Raw genomic sequence first — 16,967 nt, 5'->3', positions numbered from 1 at the left:
CGCGCCCGCGCCCGCGCCCGGACGACATCCGGCATCGGCACCCGGCCCACGTCCGGTGCCCCGCGCCCGGCGCCCCGGACCCGCACCCGGACCCGTCCCTGCGCCCGGGCGGTATCTGGCATCCGCACCCGGCCCACGTCCGGTACCCCGCGCCCGGACGGCATCCGGCATGTCGCCAGAACAGGGTATGGGTCGGAGACAGGGCGATACTCGCGCGGGCGGCCTGTTCTGGTCGCACGCCCTGTTTCCGCGACGCGGCGGAAGCCCGCGGGCGGGGCTTACTGCGGCTGGAGACCCAGGTCGTCGAGATCGATGGTTGCCAACCACTGCAGACCCTCGGCCTCGATCGCGGCCTGAGCGCCGGTCTTGCGGTCGACGATGACGGCGACGGCGACGACCTCGGCACCCTCGCGACGCAGGGCCTCGACGGCTTTGAGCGCCGACTGACCGGTGGTGGAGGTGTCTTCGACGACGACGACGCGCTTGCCCGTGACGTCGGCGCCTTCGATCTGGCGGCCGCGGCCGTGATCCTTCGGCTCCTTGCGCACGACGAACGCGTCGAGCGGACGGCCGGCGTGCACCGACTCGTGCATGACGGCGTTGGCGATCGGATCGGCGCCCAGGGTCAGACCGCCGACGGCGACGACGCCGTCGAGGTCTTTCACGAGGTCGAGCACGAGACGCCCGATCGCGGGAGCGGCCCGGTGGTCGAGGGTGAGCTTGCGCATGTCGACGTAGTACGTCGCCTTCTTGCCGCTCGAGAGGGTGAAATCGCCGTGGAACACCGCCTCGGCGTTGATCAGGCCGATGAGGGCCTGGCGGTCGGCTTCGAGCTCGGGCGTTGAGGCGGCGGTCACGGCGTCGAGTCTATTGCTCCGAACGGATCACGCCCGCTGTGATCACGCCCGGTCGCGCCCGACCGACGTTCCGGCGCAGGGCTCCGGCATCCATCCCGCTCGGCCCACAGAAATCGGAGCGCGGGGCTCCGGTATCCGACCGGCGATGTCCGCGCTCGAAAGTAGGCTGGATGCCATGCGCCTGGCCACCTGGAACGTCAACTCCATCCGCGCCCGCGTCGCCCGCACCGTCGAGTTCTGCGTGCGCGAGCACATCGACGTGCTGGCGATGCAGGAGATCAAGTGCAAGACGGAGCAGTTCCCGTATGCGGCGTTCGAAGAGGCCGGGTACCACGTCGCCGCGCACGGGCTGAACCAGTGGAACGGCGTCGCGATCGCCAGCCGTGAGCCGCTCGAGGACGTCGAGATCGGCTTCCCCGGCATGCCCGGGTTCGAGAAGGGCAGAGAGGGGCCCGACCTGCCGCAGGAGGCGCGCGCCATCGCCGCCACCGTCGGGGGCGTGCGCGTGTGGAGCCTGTACGTTCCCAACGGCCGCGGGCTCGACGACCCGCACTTCACCTACAAGCTCGACTGGCTCGAGAAGCTCCGCCAGTACACCGCCGACACGCTCGCGACAGATCCCGATCTGCCCCTCGCGCTGACCGGCGACTTCAATATCGCCCCGACCGACGCCGACAACGGCGACCCCACGATCGTCGAGGGGGCGAGCACCCACGTCTCACCCGCCGAGCGGGCCGCCTTCGCGGCGTTCGAGACGGCGGGGCTCACCGACGTCGTGCGCCCGCTCATCCCGACCGGTTACACCTACTGGGACTACAAGCAGCTGCGCTTCCCCCGCAACGAGGGCCTGCGCATCGACTTCATCCTCGGCTCGCGCGCTTTCGCCGACGCGGTGCAGAGTGCCGAGATCCACCGCGACGAGCGCAAGGGCGAGATCCCCAGCGACCACGTTCCGGTCGTCGCCGACCTCGACCTGACGGATGCCGGAGACGACGACGATCTGCCGATGATCTTCGGCTGAGCGCCGAGGAGCCGGCATCCCGGACGCCGTTCGCGATGGCCCCGTTCGGCATCCGGTCGCCGGATCCGGAAATGGGCGACGGATCCGGATGCTGCGCCCGCATCGATCCGGATCTGCGGCCGATCTCCGGATCTGCAACCCGTGAGACGGCGGGGCCGGAGCGAACCCCGGCCCCGCCGCCACGAGAGCGTCAGACCGAGGGGACCTCGGCGGGAGCGGTGCGCTGGATGAGCGTCACGAGCGCCTCGATGATCGAGCGGAGGAACGCGGCCGTGCCCTCGTCGGTGACGGTGCCGTCTTCCTCGAACAGGCCAGGGGTCGACTGGATGTAGCCCTCGGGCTGCCCCAGGACGAGGGCGTTGTAGTGCAGGAGCACCGCGCGGAGGTGCTGCTGGCCCGCGGCGGTGGCGATGCCGCCCTGCGAGGTGCCGATCACGGCGGTCGGCTTGTCGTTGAAGGATGCCTCGCCGTACGGGCGGGCCGACCAGTCGAGGGCGTTCTTGAGCACGCCGGGGATCGACCGGCTGTACTCGGGGGTCACGACGAAGACGCCGTCGGCATCCTCGATCGCCTTCTTGAAGTCCTTCGCGACCTCGGGGAAGTTCCCGTCGTAGTCGGGCGAGTAGAAGGGGAGGTCCTTGATCGGGATCTCCTTGAGTGTCACTCCCTCGGGGGCGACCTTCTCCAGCGCCTTCGCGAGGCGACGGTTGATGGAGGTGCTCGAAATGCTTCCGACGATGTAGCCGATCGTGTACTCGGTCACGATGATCCTCTTTCTGACGACGGGGGCGCAGTGACGGCGCCCGGGTTCATTCATCTGCAAGCATCGCGAAGGCGCGGGTATTCCCCCGCTCGGTTGACTCCGCCCCGCGGGGGATGCAGGGGGACGAACCTCCGCCGTAGCGTGGAGGGATGCCACAGCTCACCCGCTCGCAGCGACGCAACGACATCGTGCTCGCGGTCGTCCTGCTTCTGGGCGGCCTGCTCAGCGCGGTGCTCTCCGCCGTGTCCGGACTGTACGGCGATCAGCAGGCGTCGCTCGCCCTCGCGGTGGGATACGTTTTCGTGCTCGCCCTGCCGATCGCATTCCGCCGCCGGTGGCCGTCGATCACCGCGGTCGTCGTCTCGTTCGCGTACTTCCTGGCAGTGACGGTGCGCATCCCCGAGATCTACGCCGGCAACATCGCGATGTTCATCGCGCTGTACACCGTGGGCGCCTGGGAGCAGAACCGGCGGCGAGCGACGATCGTCCGCATCGCGATCATCGTCGGCATGTTCGCGTGGCTGTTCGTCGTGATGTTCCAGGACGCGACCCAGCCCGTCGACCCGGCGGTCGAGGGCGCGTTCTCGCGGGTCGGCGCCTTCTCTCCCTTCGTGGCCTATCAACTGCTCATGATAGGTGTGAACGCCCTGTTCTTCGGCGGGGCCTACTACTTCGGCAACCGCTCCCACCAGCAGATGAGCGAGCGCGCGGCCCTCGAGGAGCGCACCGCCGAGCTCGAGGCCGAGCGCGAGGTGACCGCCGCTCAAGCCGTCGCCCTCGACCGCGTGCGCATCGCTCGCGAGTTGCACGACGTGGTCGCCCACCACGTGTCGCTCATGGGCGTCCAGGCCGGGGTCGCGCGCGCCGTCCTGGCGAAGGATCCCGAGAAAGCGCGGGAGGTGCTCGCGGGCATCGAGGGGTCGGCCCGGACGTCCCTGCACGAGCTGCGCCAACTGCTCGAGACGCTGCGCGCACCCGGGAGCGACAGCAGTCCTGACACCGCCCCGACCACGCACGGGTTGACCTCGATCGCGGCGCTCGCCGACGACGCGTCGGCCGCGGGCCTTCCCACCACGTTCGCCGTGATCGGCGAGCCGGCGCAGGATCCGCCGCCCCTCGTGCAGGTGAATCTGTACCGCATCGCCCAGGAAGCCCTCACGAACGCGCGCCGGCACGCCGGCCCCCACGCCACGGCCGACGTACGGCTCCGCTTCGACGCGGATGCCATCGAGCTCGAGGTCTCGAACACGGGCCGCGCCGGCTCGAAGACGCCGGGGCTCGGTCAGCTGGGCATGCGCGAACGCGCGGCCGTGTCGGGCGGCACCATCGAGATCGGGCCGCGCTCCCGGGGCGGTTACCTCGTGCGTGTGCGCGTCCCGGCCGTGCAGAACGAGGTGGCTCATGCCTGAACTCCGAGTCCTCCTGGTCGACGACCACGCGATGATGCGCGCGGGATTCCGCACGATCCTCTCGCTCGAAGACGACATGACCGTCGTCGGGGAGGCCGCGACGGGCCGGGAGGCGATCGCCGCCGCGGCGGAGCTCCACCCGGACGTCATCTGCATGGACGTGCAGATGCCCGACATGGACGGCCTGGAGGCCACCCGGCTGCTGACGGCAGACCCCGACTCGGATGCCGCGATCCTCATCGTCACGACGTTCGACCGCGACGATTACCTTTTCGCCGCCCTCTCCGCCGGGGCCAGCGGGTTCCTGCTGAAGAACGCGGGGCCGGAGGAGCTGGTGTCCGCCGTTCGCATCGTCGGAGCCGGGGACGCTCTGCTCGCGCCGGAGGTCACCCGCCGGGTCATCGCGCGCTTCGCGTCGGGTGGGACGCCCGAGCCCGCGGCATCCGTCCCTCCGCCGCTCTCGCTCGTGGAGCCACTCACCGAGCGCGAGTCGGAGGTGCTGAAGCTCGTCGCCGAGGCCCTCAGCAACGCCGAGATCGCGGCGCGGCTGTTCATCGGGGAGGCGACGGTGAAGACGCACGTGTCGAACGTGCTGCAGAAGCTCGGCGCGCGTGACCGCGTGCAGGCCGTGGTGCTCGCGCACCGGCACGGGTTGGCCTGACGGCGCCGCCGGTCCCGGGGAGCGAGGCCGCGAGAGCACGCGAGAACGCAGCCGTTCGACGAGGACGCACTCGTTCGCCGCGAAACACGTGCGTTCTCGACCGACGTGTACGTCCTCGCCGGTAGACACCGCGCCCTCCCCCGCGCGGAGGAGGCCACGACCCCACGCGGGACGGAGGTGCCGCGGCGTCCGGATCCCTAGCGTGGTCACCAACGAGAAGAAGGGATGCACCGTGCTCCACCTGGACGGCATCACCAAGAGCTACGGCGGCCGCCGCGTGCTCGACGACGTGAGCTTCAGCGTCGCCCCCGGCCGGCTCACGGGCTTCGTCGGCGGCAACGGCGCCGGCAAGACCACCACCATGCGCATCGCACTGGGCGTGCTGGCCAAGGACGCCGGATTGGTCGAGCTCAACGGCTCTCCCGTGACGACGGGCGACCGCCGCCGCTTCGGCTACATGCCCGAGGAGCGCGGGCTCTACCCGAAGATGAAGGTCGCCGAGCACATCGCCTACCTCGCGCGACTGCACGGATTCGGCAAGGCCGAGGCCACCGCGAAGGCGACCGCGTTGCTCGAGCGCCTCGGGCTCGGCGAGCGCCTCGGCGACCTCGTCGAGACGCTCTCGCTCGGCAACCAGCAGCGCGCGCAGATCGCGGCATCCCTCGTTCACGAGCCCGACGTGCTCATCCTCGACGAGCCGTTCTCGGGTCTCGATCCCCTGGCGGTCGACGTCGTCGCAGGCGTCCTGCAGGAGAAGGCGGCCGCGGGCGCCGCGGTGCTGTTCTCGTCGCACCAGCTCGATGTCGTCGAGCGCCTGTGCGACGACCTCGTCATCATCGCGGGCGGAACCATCCGCGCGGCCGGGACCCGCGACGCGCTGCGCGCCGAGCACGCCACCCACCGCTACGAACTCGTCTCGCGCGGCGACGCCGGATGGCTCCGCGACGAACCGGGCGTGACCGTGCTCGACTTCGACGGCGGCTACGCCCTGTTCGATGCCGAGGACGACACCTCGGCCCAGCGCGTCCTGCAGGGCGCCGTCTCGCGCGGAGACGTCGTCAGCTTCGCTCCGCAGAGACCCACTCTCGCCGAGATCTTCAAGGAGGTCATCCAGTGAGCACCGCCACCCCCCGCACAGCCCCCAGCGACCTGCAGAGCATCTGGCTCGTCGCCGAGCGCGAGATCGGCTCGAAGCTGCGGAGCAAGGCGTTCGTCATCTCGACGGCGATCCTCGTCCTGGCCGCCCTCGCCTCGGTCGTCTGGGGCGGTTTCGCCGCGAACAACCTCTCGGGAAGCGGCATCCCGGTCGCCGTCACCTCGCAGACGCAGTCGGCGGTCGAGGGGCTGGACGGCCTCGAGGTCACCGTCGCCGACAGCGACGACGCCGCCACAGCCCTCGTCGAGGACGGGACGGTGGATGCCGCCCTGGTCTCGGGATCCACGGATGCCGCCTTCGACTACACGGTCGTGGTGAAGGACAACGTTCCCTCGATGCTCCTGCAGATGCTGAGCGAGACCCCACCCGTGCAGGAGCTCGAGCCGGGAGCCGGCGCGGCGAGCGCGCTGCGCTACTTCATCGCCCTCGCTTTCGGACTCGTGTTCCTCATCGCGGCGTCGACCTTCGGCGGGACGATCGCGCAGAGCGTGGTGGAGGAGAAGCAGACGCGCGTGGTCGAGATCCTCATCTCGGCCATCCCGGTGCGCGCGCTCCTGGCCGGCAAGGTGCTCGGCAACACGGTGCTCGCGATGGCGCAGATCGTGCTGCTCGCCGCGGTGGCGGTGATCGGGCTGGCCGTGACGGATCAGGCCGGGGTGCTGAGCGCCCTCGGCGCCCCGATCGCGTGGTTCGCGATCTTCTTCCTCTTCGGCTTCGTCCTGCTCGCGTCGCTGTTCGCCGCCGCCGCGGCCATGGTGTCGCGCCAGGAGGACATCGGGGCCACGACCACCCCGATCACGATGCTCATCATGGCGCCGTACTTCCTGGTGATCTTCTTCAACGACAACCCCGTCGTGCTGACGATCATGTCGTACGTGCCGTTCTCGGCTCCGGTCGGGATGCCGCTGCGCATGTACCTCGGTGACGCGCAGTGGTGGGAGCCGGTGCTGTCGCTGCTGGTCCTCATCGCCTCGTGCGTCGTGGCGATCGGCATCGGCTCGCGCATCTATCAGAACTCGCTGCTGCGCATGGGGGCGCGCGTGAAGCTCGCGGAGGCGCTGAAGGGCTGAGCCGCCAGCGCGGCGGCGGAGGCGACTGAGCCTGTCGAAGCCTGCGGTCCCTTCGACAAGCTCAGGGACCCCGACCCCGCGAGGCGGAAAGGGGAGGGATGCCACGGCTTCGGCATCCCTCCCCTTTCCGTCGCGTTCCCCGGGGCGATTAGGCTTTTTCGGTGCTTCGCCTTCTTGCCTTCGCCGCGTTGGGGGCAGCGATCGGCGGTCTCGTCGTCTCGCTGCTGGGGAATCCGGACCCGGGAATGCTCATCTTCGGCATCGCGATCGGGGTCTGCATCGCCGCCACCACCATCACGCGACTGGCCGGGGGACTCGCCGCCTCGCTGCCGTCCCCCGCGGCGGTCCAGGACGCTCGCGATGCCCGACGCCTCGGACGTGCGCGCGTCGACTCGGTGCGCCAGACCGGCACCTTCGTCAACGAGCAGCCCGTGTGCGACATCGACGTCACGGTGGTCTCGCTCACCGGGGAGGCGTGGGCGACGACGATCCGCATGCTCGTGCCCCTGACCGAGCTGCCGGCGTACCAGGCCGGCCTCGAACGCGATGTCGCGATCCTCCTCGAGGGCGGACCCGAGATCGCCTTCGCCGACGGCGAGCTCTCGCCCGCCGAGATCGCGCGCCTCGTCGTCCCGCCGCGTTCCGAGGTCGAGGTCCGGCACGCTCCCCCGGGAACGCGTATCGACAAGGGCCGTCGCCGCGGGCCGCTGATCGGCATCGGCCGCCGCGGACGTCCCCTGCGTCTGGCCGTGTTCGCGCTCGTCGCCGTGCTCGCGGGCGCCGTCGTGGTGCTGCCCTTCCGCGCGGCGGTCGGGCTGACCCTCGACGCCTGGTCGGACGGCCGGTGGAGCGTCGACATGCGCCACCCTGGTGCGCTCGCGACGGCCGAGAGGGCGCTCCAGGAGGCGATCGGACACGACCGGGTCGTGTCGATCACGGTGATCCCGGATGCCGTCATCGTCGAGGCCCCGATCCACGCCGGGGCCGTGGAGACCGACGAGTGGACCTACCGCGGCGGCGTCGTGAGCCACGACGGGGCGGCTCACGGTCAGCCCGAGCTCGCGGAGGAGCAGTTCTCGTGGTCGGACGTCGCCCTCGACCGGCTCTGGCCCGCGATGGAGCAGGCGTCCGCCCAGAGCGGGCTTCCTACCGACGGGGCGAGTGCTCGCATCGAGCGTGCGACCGACGACGATGTCCAGAGCCCGACGTTCATCCGCAACGTCGGCGTGCCGGAGATCTCCTTCGGGCTGAGCGACGACTACCGCGACGCGTTCTTCCGTCTCGACGCCACCGGCACCGACCTGCAGTCGGTGGGCTGACGCGGCGTCACTCCTCGAGGACCGCGAGCACGTTGCCCGCCGGGTCGCGGAACCACGCGATGAGCGGCCCGCCCTCGCGCATGATCCCGCGCGCGTCGGTGGGGAGGTCCGCGTCGTCGTAGATCTTCGTCTCGACGCCCCGCGCCCGCAGGTCGTCGACAGCCGCCTCGACATCGGCGACGGGGAAGTTCAGCACCGTGAACGACGCGGGTGTGTGGTGCGGCTTGCCGTAGACGAGCACGCTCCCGCCCGAACCGAGCCGCAGCGACAGGAAGCCCGAGTCGGCGAGCACCTCCACGGTGAGCCCGAGCGTGTCGGCGTAGAACCGGTGGGCGGCGTCGAGGTCGTCGACGGCGAAGCCGGAGAAGGCGCCGCGGGAATCGAACATGGGGTCTCCTTCGCTCAGCGCGCCACGAAAGCCGTGACGCTGTCGGACAGTTGGATCGGGATGCCGTCGACCCCCGACGAGACCGGCTCGCCGATCGCGACGGTGAGTCTCTCGTCGATGCCGAAGACGGCGGCCCCGACCTGCGCTCCGCTCGCGCATCCGGCCGACCAGGGCCGGTTCTCGGAGGACGTGAAGGTCGCGATGCAGCGCCCGTCGCCGTCGTCGGGCCGCGCGAGGTAGATGCGGAAGTCGCTCACGGTCGCGATGTAGCGCGTACTCGCCGGATCGATACCGCTGTCGCGCAGGATCTCGGCCGAGATGACGTCTTCGGCCGTCTGCGGGAAGGTGAGCTCGGGCAGGCTCTCCTCGGCGGGGTCGGCGGTGGCCGCGGTCGACGGCGGGGCCGCGAGCGTGGAGCCGATCGCGATGCCGAAGCCGACGAGGGCGGCGGCGGCCACCGCGCCGATCGCCCAGCGGACGACGGAACGTCGGGCGGGCGGTTCGACGACCTCGGCCGCGGGGGCCGGGGATTCGGCATCCGGTGTCTCGGCGGGAGGATCCTCCGCGACCGTCGGACGGCGCGTGCTCTCCTCGAGCTGGGCGAGCCGGGCGATCATCGCCGGGGTGGCGGCGGCGCCGTCGACGCCGTAGACCTGCTCGCGCAGGCGGCGCAGCTCGACGTCGTCGTCCATGCGATGACTCTAGGGCCGCGCGGTGGGGGTGGGGGCGGTCTCACCCGCCCCGTGCGGGAGGTCCCTGAGCACGCCGAAGGGGCTGGAGGCTTCTGTCGACCTTCCTCTGCTCGCAGCGGCAGGTTCCTGAGCTCGTCGAGGGGACCGGAGGCTTCGACGAGCTCGGCCACCTGCGCCGGGGAGCGGGCTCAGCGCGGAGCCGTGGCATCCAGGGCGTCGGCCGCGCCCACCAGCGCGAGATGCGACAGGGCCTGGGGGGTGTTCCCGGCCTGCCGCTTCGTCGTGGGGTCGTACTCCTCCGACAGCAGACCGAGATCGTTCGCGACCGCCGTGAGGCGCTTCATCAACGCCACCGCCTCGTCGCGCCGCCCGCTGTGCGCGTACTGCCCGACCAGCCAGAACGAGCACGCGAGGAACGGATGCTCGTCGCCGCTGAGCCCGTCGACACCGGTGGTGCGATAGCGCAGGAGCCACCCGTCGGGCATGAGCGTCTCCTCCATCCGCTCGACCGTGGCGAGCATGCGGGGGTCGTCGTACGCGCAGAAGCCCACCTGGGGCAACACGAGCAGCGAGGCGTCGACCTCGTCGGTGTCGAAGTGCTGCGTGAACCATCCCCCCTCGTGCACGCCACGCGCGTCGATGTCGGCGCGAACCTTGTCGCGCAGGGTGCGCCACGTCTCGACCTCGCCCTCGTGGCCGGCCTCTTCGACCGCCCGGATGCCGCGGTCGAACGCCGCCCACACCATCGCCCGGGAGTGGGTGAAGTAGTGAGGTTCGCCGCGCATCTCCCAGATGCCGAGATCGGGCTTGTCGACCTCGCCCGCGAGCTGGTTCAGCAGGGCCCGCTGCAGCGACCACGAGAAGGTCGTCTCCTCGACGCCGGCTCGACGGGCGGCTTCGAGAGCGACCATGACCTCGCCGATCACGTCGGCCTGATACTGGGTGACGGCTCCGTTGCCGATGCGCACCGGCGCGGCACCGCCATACCCCGGGAGGCTCGTGATCTCCCGCTCGGGCAGATCGCGCTCGCCCGCGATCCCGTACATGATCTGCACATCGGCCGGATCGCCCGCGATCGCCCGGAGCAGCCAGGTGCGCCAGCGCTGGGCGGCATCCAGGTATCCGTGATCGATGTAGGCGCTCAGCGTGAGCGCGGCATCGCGGAGCCACACGTAGCGGTAGTCCCAGTTGCGGGAACCGCCGAAGGCTTCGGGCAGCGACGTCGTCGCCGCGGCGACGATGCCGCCCGTCTCGGAATGCGTGAGGGCACGCAGCACCATGAGCGAGCGCGTCACGAGCTGCGCGTGCGTGCCGGCCGACTGGACGCGGTCCGCCCACGCGGCCCACCACTCTCGTGTGCGCTCGAGCGCCGCCTCGACGTTGAACGGCGCCGGAGGCTCCTGCCAGGACGGGCCCCACGAGAGCACCGAGTCCACACTCTGCCCCGCCGCGGTCGTCCACCGGCCACGGTGGGCGGTGTCGACGGCGATCAGACGCGGACCGCGGATGACGACGGCATCGGGACCCGCGACGGCGAGGATCGCGTGCTCGCCGCCCTGTCCGATCTGCCGGACCCAGGGGACCGCTCGGGCGTAGTCGAAGCGCAACCGCACTTCGCTGACGAAGTCGACCTCGCCTGACACCCCGACCACCCGGCGGATCACCGCTTCGACCCCCTCGTCGACCGGCATCGCGTCGTACACGTCGGCGACACCTGTCGCCGTCTCCCAGCGCGTGACGAGCACGAACGTGTCGCCGTCGTAGCGTCGAGTCGCGCGCGCCTCGGGATCGGCGGGCCGCAGCGACCACCGTCCGTGCGACTCGTCTCCCAGCAATGCGCCGAGCATGGATCCGCTGTCGTAGCGCGGCAGGCAGAGCCAGTCGATGCTCCCGTCGCGAGAGACCAGGGCGGCGGAACGGCAGTTGCTGAGGACGGCGTAGTCCTCGATCGGAGTGGTCACCCTTCGGATCTTGGCAGGAAACCTCCTCTCGGACCTATGGACCTCCTCAGCGATCCACCGCAAGGGCCCGGCGACGTCGGAGGGGATCGCTACAGTGAGCGGCATGGCGGCGGACACCACCCTGATCATCCTGGGCGCCTCGGGCGACCTCACCTCACGACTGCTCCTCCCGGCGCTCGGGCAACTGCTCGCGCGCGAGCCGGGCCGTTCGGTCCGCCTGCATGGCGCGGGCATGGACGACTGGACCGACGACCACTGGCGCGACGTCGTGCGCACGGCGTTCCAGACGATGGATGCGGAGGCCGCCTTCGACCAGGTGTCGGCGACGACGTACACGCAGGCCGACATCACGAAGGCCGCCGACCTCCAGACGCTCCTGGACGCCGCCGAGGGACGCCCGGCCCTGTACTTCGCGGTCCCGCCCGCCGTCACCGAGAAGTCGTGCATCGCCCTCACCGACGTGAACATCCCCGAGGGCACGATCCTCGCGCTCGAGAAGCCCTTCGGTACCGACGAGGCGAGCGCGCACAAGCTCAATCAGCAGCTGGCGACCCTCGTCCCCGAGAGCCAGGTCTTCCGCATCGACCACTTCCTCGGCCGCTCCACCGTGCTCAACCTGCTCGGCGTGCGCTTCGCGAACCGCCTCATCGAGAGCGTGTGGTCTGCTGACGACATCGCCGCCATCACGGTCGACTTCCCCGAGAAGCTCGGGCTCGAGGGGCGCGCCGGTTATTACGACTCTGCGGGAGCGCTGGTCGACATGATCCAGAGCCACCTGCTGCAGGTGATGGCCTTCGTCACGATGGAGCCGCCATCGTCCCTGGACCAGCTCGACCTGCGCGACGCGACCGCGGCCGTCCTGCGCGCCACGCACGTCCTCGACGACGATCCCGTGAAGAACTCCCGGCGTGCACGCTACACCGCCGGAGACGTCGGCGACCGCCACTTCGTCTCCTACGTCGACGAGCCGGGAGTCGACCCGTCGCGGAACACCGAGACCCTCGCCGAGATGACCGTCGAAGTGCGCAGCACGCGCTGGCAGGGCGTGCCCATCACCCTGCGGTCGGGCAAGGCACTGGATGCCGGAGACCCGGCCGTCACGGTCACCTTCAAGCCCGTGCGGCACCTTCCGACCGGCTTCGTGGGCGAGAGCGAGCCGTCGAAGCTCGTCTTCTCGCTCGGCCCCGACACGATGAGCCTCGAGCTCAACGTCAACGGCGCCGACGACCCCCTCGAACTCGAGCGGGTGGCCCTCGCCGCGGACCTCGGTGAGGGAGCGCTCAAGGCGTACGGCGAGGTGTTGTCCGGCATCCTCGACGGCGACGCCATGCTCGCCGTCCGCGGCGATGCGGCCGAGCAGTGCTGGCGCGTCGTGCAGCCCGTGATCGACGCGTGGCGCCAGAACGAGGTGCCGCTCGACGAGTACGCGGCGGGGAGCACGGGCCCGGCTTCCTGGCAGGACTGACCGCCCCGCCGGTCGCGGGACCCGGGCTCGACCCGCCCGTCCCCCGGGGGACGCGTGCGCGACGAGACGGCGGGGGCCGAGGCCGCGGCATCCTGAGACATCCGGATGAGGACGACGCACGGCGTCACACGGGAACATCTCGTGCGCGCGTGGCGTTCACTGGTTCGGGTCAACGGCGTCCCGGCTCAGTCCTCGTTCTCAGGAGTACCCATGTCTCTCGTTCTCGACCGCACCGCCCCCACCGACGCTCCGATCCTCGACGTCCTCGCCGAGCGCTGGAGCACGCGCGTCTTCGATCCCGAAACCCCGATCGACGAAGCTGCGCTGCGCTCCGCGCTCGAGGCCGCCCGCTGGGCACCCTCGGGCATGAACCACCAGCCGTGGCGCCTCCTCCTCGCCCGCCGTGGCACCGACGCGCACCAGCGCATCGTCTCGGCCCTCATGGGCTTCAACCAGGCCTGGGCTCCCGCCGCCGGCGCGCTGCTCGTCGTGCTGGCCGAGACCGAGACGGCCGAGGGCGAGGCACGCCCCTGGGCGCTGTATGACGCCGGTCAGGCTGCCGCGCACTTCACCGTCCAGGCGCACGCCGAAGGCCTCGCGGTCCACCAGATGGGCGGCTTCGAGGCCGATGCCCTGCGCACCGCCTTCGACATCGAGCCCCGCCTCGTGCCCGTGACGGTCATCGCCGTGGGCACCCTCGGCGACGTCGACGCCGCCGAAGAGGGCCTGCGCCAGCGCGAGCTCGCCCCGCGCGAGCGCCGCACGGTCGCGGACTCGCTGCTCGTCAACGCCTGAGCCCGCGGCATCCATCGCCGTCCGACCGCCCCCTCCGCGAAAGCGGGCGGGGCGGTCGTCTCGTGTGCGGCGGACGTGCGTGCGAAACGGGCGCACGGGGGTCTCGCGGGCGGCGGTCGCGGATGCCCGGCGATACGCGGCGGAGGCGACCCCACCTTGCACGCTCTCCGTCCACGGGCAACACGTCGTTCACGAGAGCCGCCTATCCTCTCCCGAGTGAGCATTCCTTCGTCGCCGGTCGTCGCTGCCGCGCGTCCGCCCCGCGACGCGTCCGGTCGGAAGAGGGCCGCGCTGTTCTCGGGGAAACGCCTGTGGCGTCTCGCGGCGGCCCTCGCCCTCACGGTCGCCGTGATCGCCGTCGCGGGGCTGCCGCTGTACGTCTTCCCCGCGAAGGGCGATCCCTCCGGCGCGGATCTCGTCTACGTCATCGGACCACCCCAGCAGCAGCGGCTCGATCTCGCCGCGTCGCTGCGCGACACGGACGATCCGGCTCCCCTGCTCGTCTCGGTGTCCAACTCCCGCGCCGGGCACGGGGATCACATCTTCAATTCATCGGCGCTCCGTGTGTGCCGTGAACACGCAGTGACCTGCAAGACGCCCCTGCCGTTCACCACCGCGGGCGAGGCCCGGCTCCTCACCGACTACGCGGCAACGCACACGGTGGGCAAGACCGTGGTCATCACCTTCACTCCGCATGTGGCGCGCACCCGCTACATCTTCGCCAAGTGTTACGCCGGCGACGTCACGGTAGTGGGAGTCGACACCGGCCTGACGGTGTTCGACTGGGCGTACCAGTACGCGTACCAGACCGCGGGCTTCGTGAAGGCGTGGTTCACGCCGTGCCCCTGACGAAACGACACGGCTGACACCGGCGACCCGACGCGAGGGGACAGGCGCAGCGGGGGCTCCCCGCGCGGCGTCGCATCCGCGAGGAATGCACAGCCGGAGCCGTCTGCGCCGCTGCTCACGCGAACCGTGGCCTCGGAGGCCGCACCGCCGAACGCGTTGTGCGCGAGGCCTCGGACGCCGCACCGCCGAACGCGTTGTGCGCGAGGCCGCGCCCGGCGGCAGAACGGTCCGGAGCTACTCGACGATCTCGGCCTCGATCACCTCGTCGTCGCCGGGCTCTTCCGCCGCCGGACCCGTGCTCACGAGCATGAGCGAGTCGCCGTCGCTGGCCACATCCACCTTGACCACGTCACCGTCGCGGACGGTGCCGGCGAGGATCGCCATGGCGAGGCGGTCCTGGATCTCGGACTGGATGAGCCGACGCAGCGGCCGGGCGCCGTACACCGGGTCGTAGCCGCGCTCCGCGAGCCACGACCGGGCGTCGGGCGTGACCGCGAGGGTCAACCGGCGCTCGCGCAGGCGCTTGTGCAGCGCGTCGACGGCGAGCTCGACGATCTGCGCGAGGTCGTCCTGGCTGAGCGCCTGGAAGATGACGATGTCGTCGAGACGGTTCACGAACTCGGGCTTGAACGCCTGGCGCACCAGCGCCTGCACCTGCTCGCGCTTGGCTTCCATCGACAGCGTCGGGTCGATGAGGATCGGCGAGCCGAGGTTCGAGGTGAGGATCAGGATGACGTTGGTGAAGTCGACCGTGCGCCCCTGGCCGTCGGTGAGGCGGCCGTCGTCCATGACCTGCAGCAGCACGTCGAACACCTCGGGGTGCGCCTTCTCGACCTCGTCGAGCAGCACGACGCTGTACGGGCGCCGCCGCACGGCCTCGGTCAGCTGACCGCCGGCCTCGTAGCCGACGTACCCCGGAGGGGCACCGACCAGGCGCGAGACGGAATGCTTCTCGCCGTACTCCGACATGTCGATGCGCACCATGGCGTGCTCGTCGTCGAAGAGGAAGTCGGCGAGCGATTTCGCGAGCTCCGTCTTGCCGACGCCCGTGGGGCCGAGGAACAGGAACGAACCGACGGGGCGGTTCGGATCGCTGATGCCCGCACGGGAGCGACGCACCGCGTCGGACACCGCTTTCACGGCATCCTTCTGCCCGATCAAGCGCTTGCCGAGCTCGCGCTCGAGGTGCAGCAGCTTCTCGGTCTCGCCCTGCAGCAGACGTCCCACGGGGATGCCGGTCCACGCGGCGATGACCGCGGCGATGTCCTCCTCGGTGACCTGGTCGTTGACCATGCGGTCGCCCGCGGGCTCCTCGCGCTCGGCCACCATGAGCTCACGCTCGAGGGCCGGGATCTCGGCGTACAGCAGGCGCGACGCGCGCTCGAGGTTGCCCTCGCGCTGGGCGCGCTCGGCATCCACGCGGGCCGCGTCGAGGCGGGTCTTGAGCTCGCCGACACGGTTGAGCGAGGCGCGCTCGCGCTCCCACCGGGCTTGCAGCTCGTCGAGCTTGGACTGCTCGGCGGCGAGGGTCTCGCGAAGGGTCGCGAGACGCTCTTTCGACGCGGCGTCCTTCTCCTTCTTCAGCGCGAGCTCCTCGAGCTTCAGCCGGTCGACGTGCCGGCGCAGCTCGTCGATCTCGAGCGGGGCCGAGTCGATCTCCATGCGCAGGCGCGACGCGGCCTCGTCGATCAGGTCGATCGCCTTGTCGGGCAGCTGACGCGAGGGGATGTAGCGGTTCGACAGGGCCGCGGCGGCGACCAGTGCGGCATCCGCGATCGCGACCTTGTGGTGCGCCTCGTAGCGCTCCTTCAGGCCGCGGAGGATCGCCACGGTGTCTTCGACCGTGGGCTCGCCGACGTAGACCTGCTGGAAGCGGCGTTCGAGAGCGGCATCCTTCTCGATGAACTCGCGGTACTCGTCGAGCGTCGTGGCGCCGATGAGCCGCAGCTCGCCGCGGGCGAGCATGGGCTTGAGCATGTTGGATGCCGCAACCGACCCCTCACCGCCACCCGCGCCCATGAGCACGTGCAGCTCGTCGATGAACGTGATGATGCGCCCGTCGGACTCGGTGATCTCTTTCAGGACGCTCTTCAGGCGCTCCTCGAACTGGCCGCGGTACATCGCCCCGGCGACCAGGGCCGAGATGTCGAGCGACACGAGCTCTTTGTTCTTGAGGCTCTCGGCGACGTCGCCCGCGACGATGCGCTGGGCGAGTCCCTCGACGACGGCGGTCTTTCCGACGCCGGGTTCGCCGATGAGCACGGGGTTGTTCTTGGTGCGCCGGGTGAGCACCTGGCTGACGCGACGGATCTCGCCGTCGCGCCCGATCACGGGGTCGAGCTTGCCCTGGCGGGCCCGGTCGGTGAGGTTGATGCCGAACTGCTCGAGGGCGCTGCGCGCGTCCTCCTGCCCCGGCTGTTGAGTGGCGTTCATGTTGTCTCCTGGAAGTTTGTCCGCCGCGCTCAAACTTGAGTGGCGTTGACTCAAGTTTACCAGTGAGGGGGCCGCAGGGCAATGGGTCCGGGAGTGGGCACCGAGAGCCCGGAACGAGAGAGGATCAG

General features: G+C 70.6%; 15 protein-coding genes. 9 read left to right on the top strand and 6 right to left on the bottom strand.

Annotation, left to right across the window (positions count from 1 at the left end; genetic code table 11):
* Window positions 1–278: 278 nt before the first annotated feature.
* Window positions 279–857, bottom strand: a complete 579-nt coding sequence (gene pyrE, locus NS220_RS03510; RefSeq protein WP_058622715.1) for an orotate phosphoribosyltransferase — start codon at window positions 855–857, stop codon at window positions 279–281.
* A 175-nt stretch (window positions 858–1,032) separates the two neighbouring features.
* Between pyrE and NS220_RS03505 the strand changes: the two genes are divergently transcribed.
* Window positions 1,033–1,878: an exodeoxyribonuclease III gene (locus NS220_RS03505; RefSeq protein ID WP_058622714.1), complete on the top strand. Its 846-nt coding sequence runs from the start codon at window positions 1,033–1,035 to the stop codon at window positions 1,876–1,878.
* 190 nt (window positions 1,879–2,068) lie between these two features.
* Here the strand turns inward: NS220_RS03505 and NS220_RS03500 are convergent, their stop codons facing one another.
* Complete coding sequence (locus NS220_RS03500; RefSeq protein WP_058622721.1) at window positions 2,069–2,641, bottom strand: NADPH-dependent FMN reductase; 573 nt, start codon at window positions 2,639–2,641, stop codon at window positions 2,069–2,071.
* Between the two features lie 149 nt (window positions 2,642–2,790).
* Between NS220_RS03500 and NS220_RS03495 the strand changes: the two genes are divergently transcribed.
* The 5 genes from NS220_RS03495 to NS220_RS03475 all read left to right on the top strand — a co-directional run bounded on the left by NS220_RS03495 (window position 2,791) and on the right by NS220_RS03475 (window position 8,256).
* Window positions 2,791–4,050, top strand: a complete 1,260-nt coding sequence (locus tag NS220_RS03495) for a sensor histidine kinase (RefSeq protein ID WP_058622713.1) — start codon at window positions 2,791–2,793, stop codon at window positions 4,048–4,050.
* Complete coding sequence (locus tag NS220_RS03490; RefSeq protein WP_058622712.1) at window positions 4,043–4,711, top strand: response regulator; 669 nt, start codon at window positions 4,043–4,045, stop codon at window positions 4,709–4,711. Before NS220_RS03495 ends, NS220_RS03490 begins: the two co-directional genes overlap by 8 nt.
* Before the next feature lie 232 nt (window positions 4,712–4,943).
* Window positions 4,944–5,828 (top strand): ABC transporter ATP-binding protein, encoded by an 885-nt coding sequence (locus NS220_RS03485; protein WP_058622720.1) that lies wholly within the window; start codon window positions 4,944–4,946, stop codon window positions 5,826–5,828.
* Window positions 5,825–6,937: an ABC transporter permease gene (locus NS220_RS03480; protein ID WP_058622711.1), complete on the top strand. Its 1,113-nt coding sequence runs from the start codon at window positions 5,825–5,827 to the stop codon at window positions 6,935–6,937. The genes NS220_RS03485 and NS220_RS03480 overlap by 4 nt, the downstream gene beginning before the upstream one ends.
* Window positions 6,938–7,098: 161 nt before the next feature.
* Window positions 7,099–8,256: a hypothetical protein gene (locus tag NS220_RS03475; protein ID WP_058622710.1), complete on the top strand. Its 1,158-nt coding sequence runs from the start codon at window positions 7,099–7,101 to the stop codon at window positions 8,254–8,256.
* Between the two features lie 7 nt (window positions 8,257–8,263).
* Here NS220_RS03475 and NS220_RS03470 read toward each other — a convergent pair whose 3' ends face one another.
* The 3 genes from NS220_RS03470 to NS220_RS03460 form a co-directional block, all read right to left on the bottom strand.
* Window positions 8,264–8,644: a VOC family protein gene (locus tag NS220_RS03470; protein ID WP_058622709.1), complete on the bottom strand. Its 381-nt coding sequence runs from the start codon at window positions 8,642–8,644 to the stop codon at window positions 8,264–8,266.
* A gap of 14 nt (window positions 8,645–8,658) precedes the next feature.
* Window positions 8,659–9,336 (bottom strand): hypothetical protein, encoded by a 678-nt coding sequence (locus NS220_RS03465; protein ID WP_058622708.1) that lies wholly within the window; start codon window positions 9,334–9,336, stop codon window positions 8,659–8,661.
* Window positions 9,337–9,524: 188 nt separating this feature from the next.
* The gene (locus tag NS220_RS03460; RefSeq protein WP_058622707.1) at window positions 9,525–11,297 is read right to left on the bottom strand and encodes a glycoside hydrolase family 15 protein; all 1,773 of its coding nucleotides are present in this window, start codon (window positions 11,295–11,297) and stop codon (window positions 9,525–9,527) included.
* 103 nt (window positions 11,298–11,400) lie between these two features.
* Between NS220_RS03460 and NS220_RS03455 the strand changes: the two genes are divergently transcribed.
* The 3 genes from NS220_RS03455 (at window position 11,401) to NS220_RS03445 (ending at window position 14,406) form a co-directional block, all read left to right on the top strand.
* A complete protein-coding gene (locus NS220_RS03455) occupies window positions 11,401–12,762 on the top strand; it encodes a glucose-6-phosphate dehydrogenase (RefSeq protein WP_058622706.1) in 1,362 nt (453 codons plus the stop codon).
* 210 nt (window positions 12,763–12,972) lie between these two features.
* On the top strand, window positions 12,973–13,557 hold the full coding sequence (locus NS220_RS03450; protein WP_058622705.1) for a nitroreductase family protein: 585 nt from the start codon (window positions 12,973–12,975) through the stop codon (window positions 13,555–13,557).
* Window positions 13,558–13,773: 216 nt separating this feature from the next.
* Entirely contained in the window at window positions 13,774–14,406 is a 633-nt protein-coding gene (locus tag NS220_RS03445; RefSeq protein ID WP_058622704.1) for a hypothetical protein, read from the top strand.
* Between the two features lie 234 nt (window positions 14,407–14,640).
* Here the strand turns inward: NS220_RS03445 and NS220_RS03440 are convergent, their stop codons facing one another.
* On the bottom strand, window positions 14,641–16,839 hold the full coding sequence (locus tag NS220_RS03440) for an ATP-dependent Clp protease ATP-binding subunit (protein ID WP_081322962.1): 2,199 nt from the start codon (window positions 16,837–16,839) through the stop codon (window positions 14,641–14,643).
* Between the last annotated feature and the right edge of the window lie 128 nt (window positions 16,840–16,967).

It is taken from the genome of Microbacterium testaceum (genome assembly GCF_001476655.1).
Taxonomy (GTDB): domain Bacteria; phylum Actinomycetota; class Actinomycetes; order Actinomycetales; family Microbacteriaceae; genus Microbacterium; species Microbacterium testaceum_C.
The sequence above is the reverse complement of the archived record's forward strand: the minus strand, read 5'-3'. Positions and strand labels throughout refer to the sequence as shown.

Bases quoted from the DNA above. Each gene is read 5' to 3' on its own strand.
- NS220_RS03505 (WP_058622714.1), top strand. From the start codon at position 1,033: ATGCGCCTGGCCACCTGGAACGTCAACTCCATCCGCGCCCGCGTCGCC.
- NS220_RS03495 (WP_058622713.1), top strand. From the start codon at position 2,791: ATGCCACAGCTCACCCGCTCGCAGCGACGCAACGACATCGTGCTCGCG.
- NS220_RS03490 (WP_058622712.1), top strand. From the start codon at position 4,043: ATGCCTGAACTCCGAGTCCTCCTGGTCGACGACCACGCGATGATGCGC.
- NS220_RS03470 (WP_058622709.1), bottom strand. From the start codon at position 8,644: ATGTTCGATTCCCGCGGCGCCTTCTCCGGCTTCGCCGTCGACGACCTC.
- NS220_RS03465 (WP_058622708.1), bottom strand. From the start codon at position 9,336: ATGGACGACGACGTCGAGCTGCGCCGCCTGCGCGAGCAGGTCTACGGC.
- NS220_RS03455 (WP_058622706.1), top strand. From the start codon at position 11,401: ATGGCGGCGGACACCACCCTGATCATCCTGGGCGCCTCGGGCGACCTC.
- NS220_RS03450 (WP_058622705.1), top strand. From the start codon at position 12,973: ATGTCTCTCGTTCTCGACCGCACCGCCCCCACCGACGCTCCGATCCTC.
- NS220_RS03440 (WP_081322962.1), bottom strand. From the start codon at position 16,839: ATGAACGCCACTCAACAGCCGGGGCAGGAGGACGCGCGCAGCGCCCTC.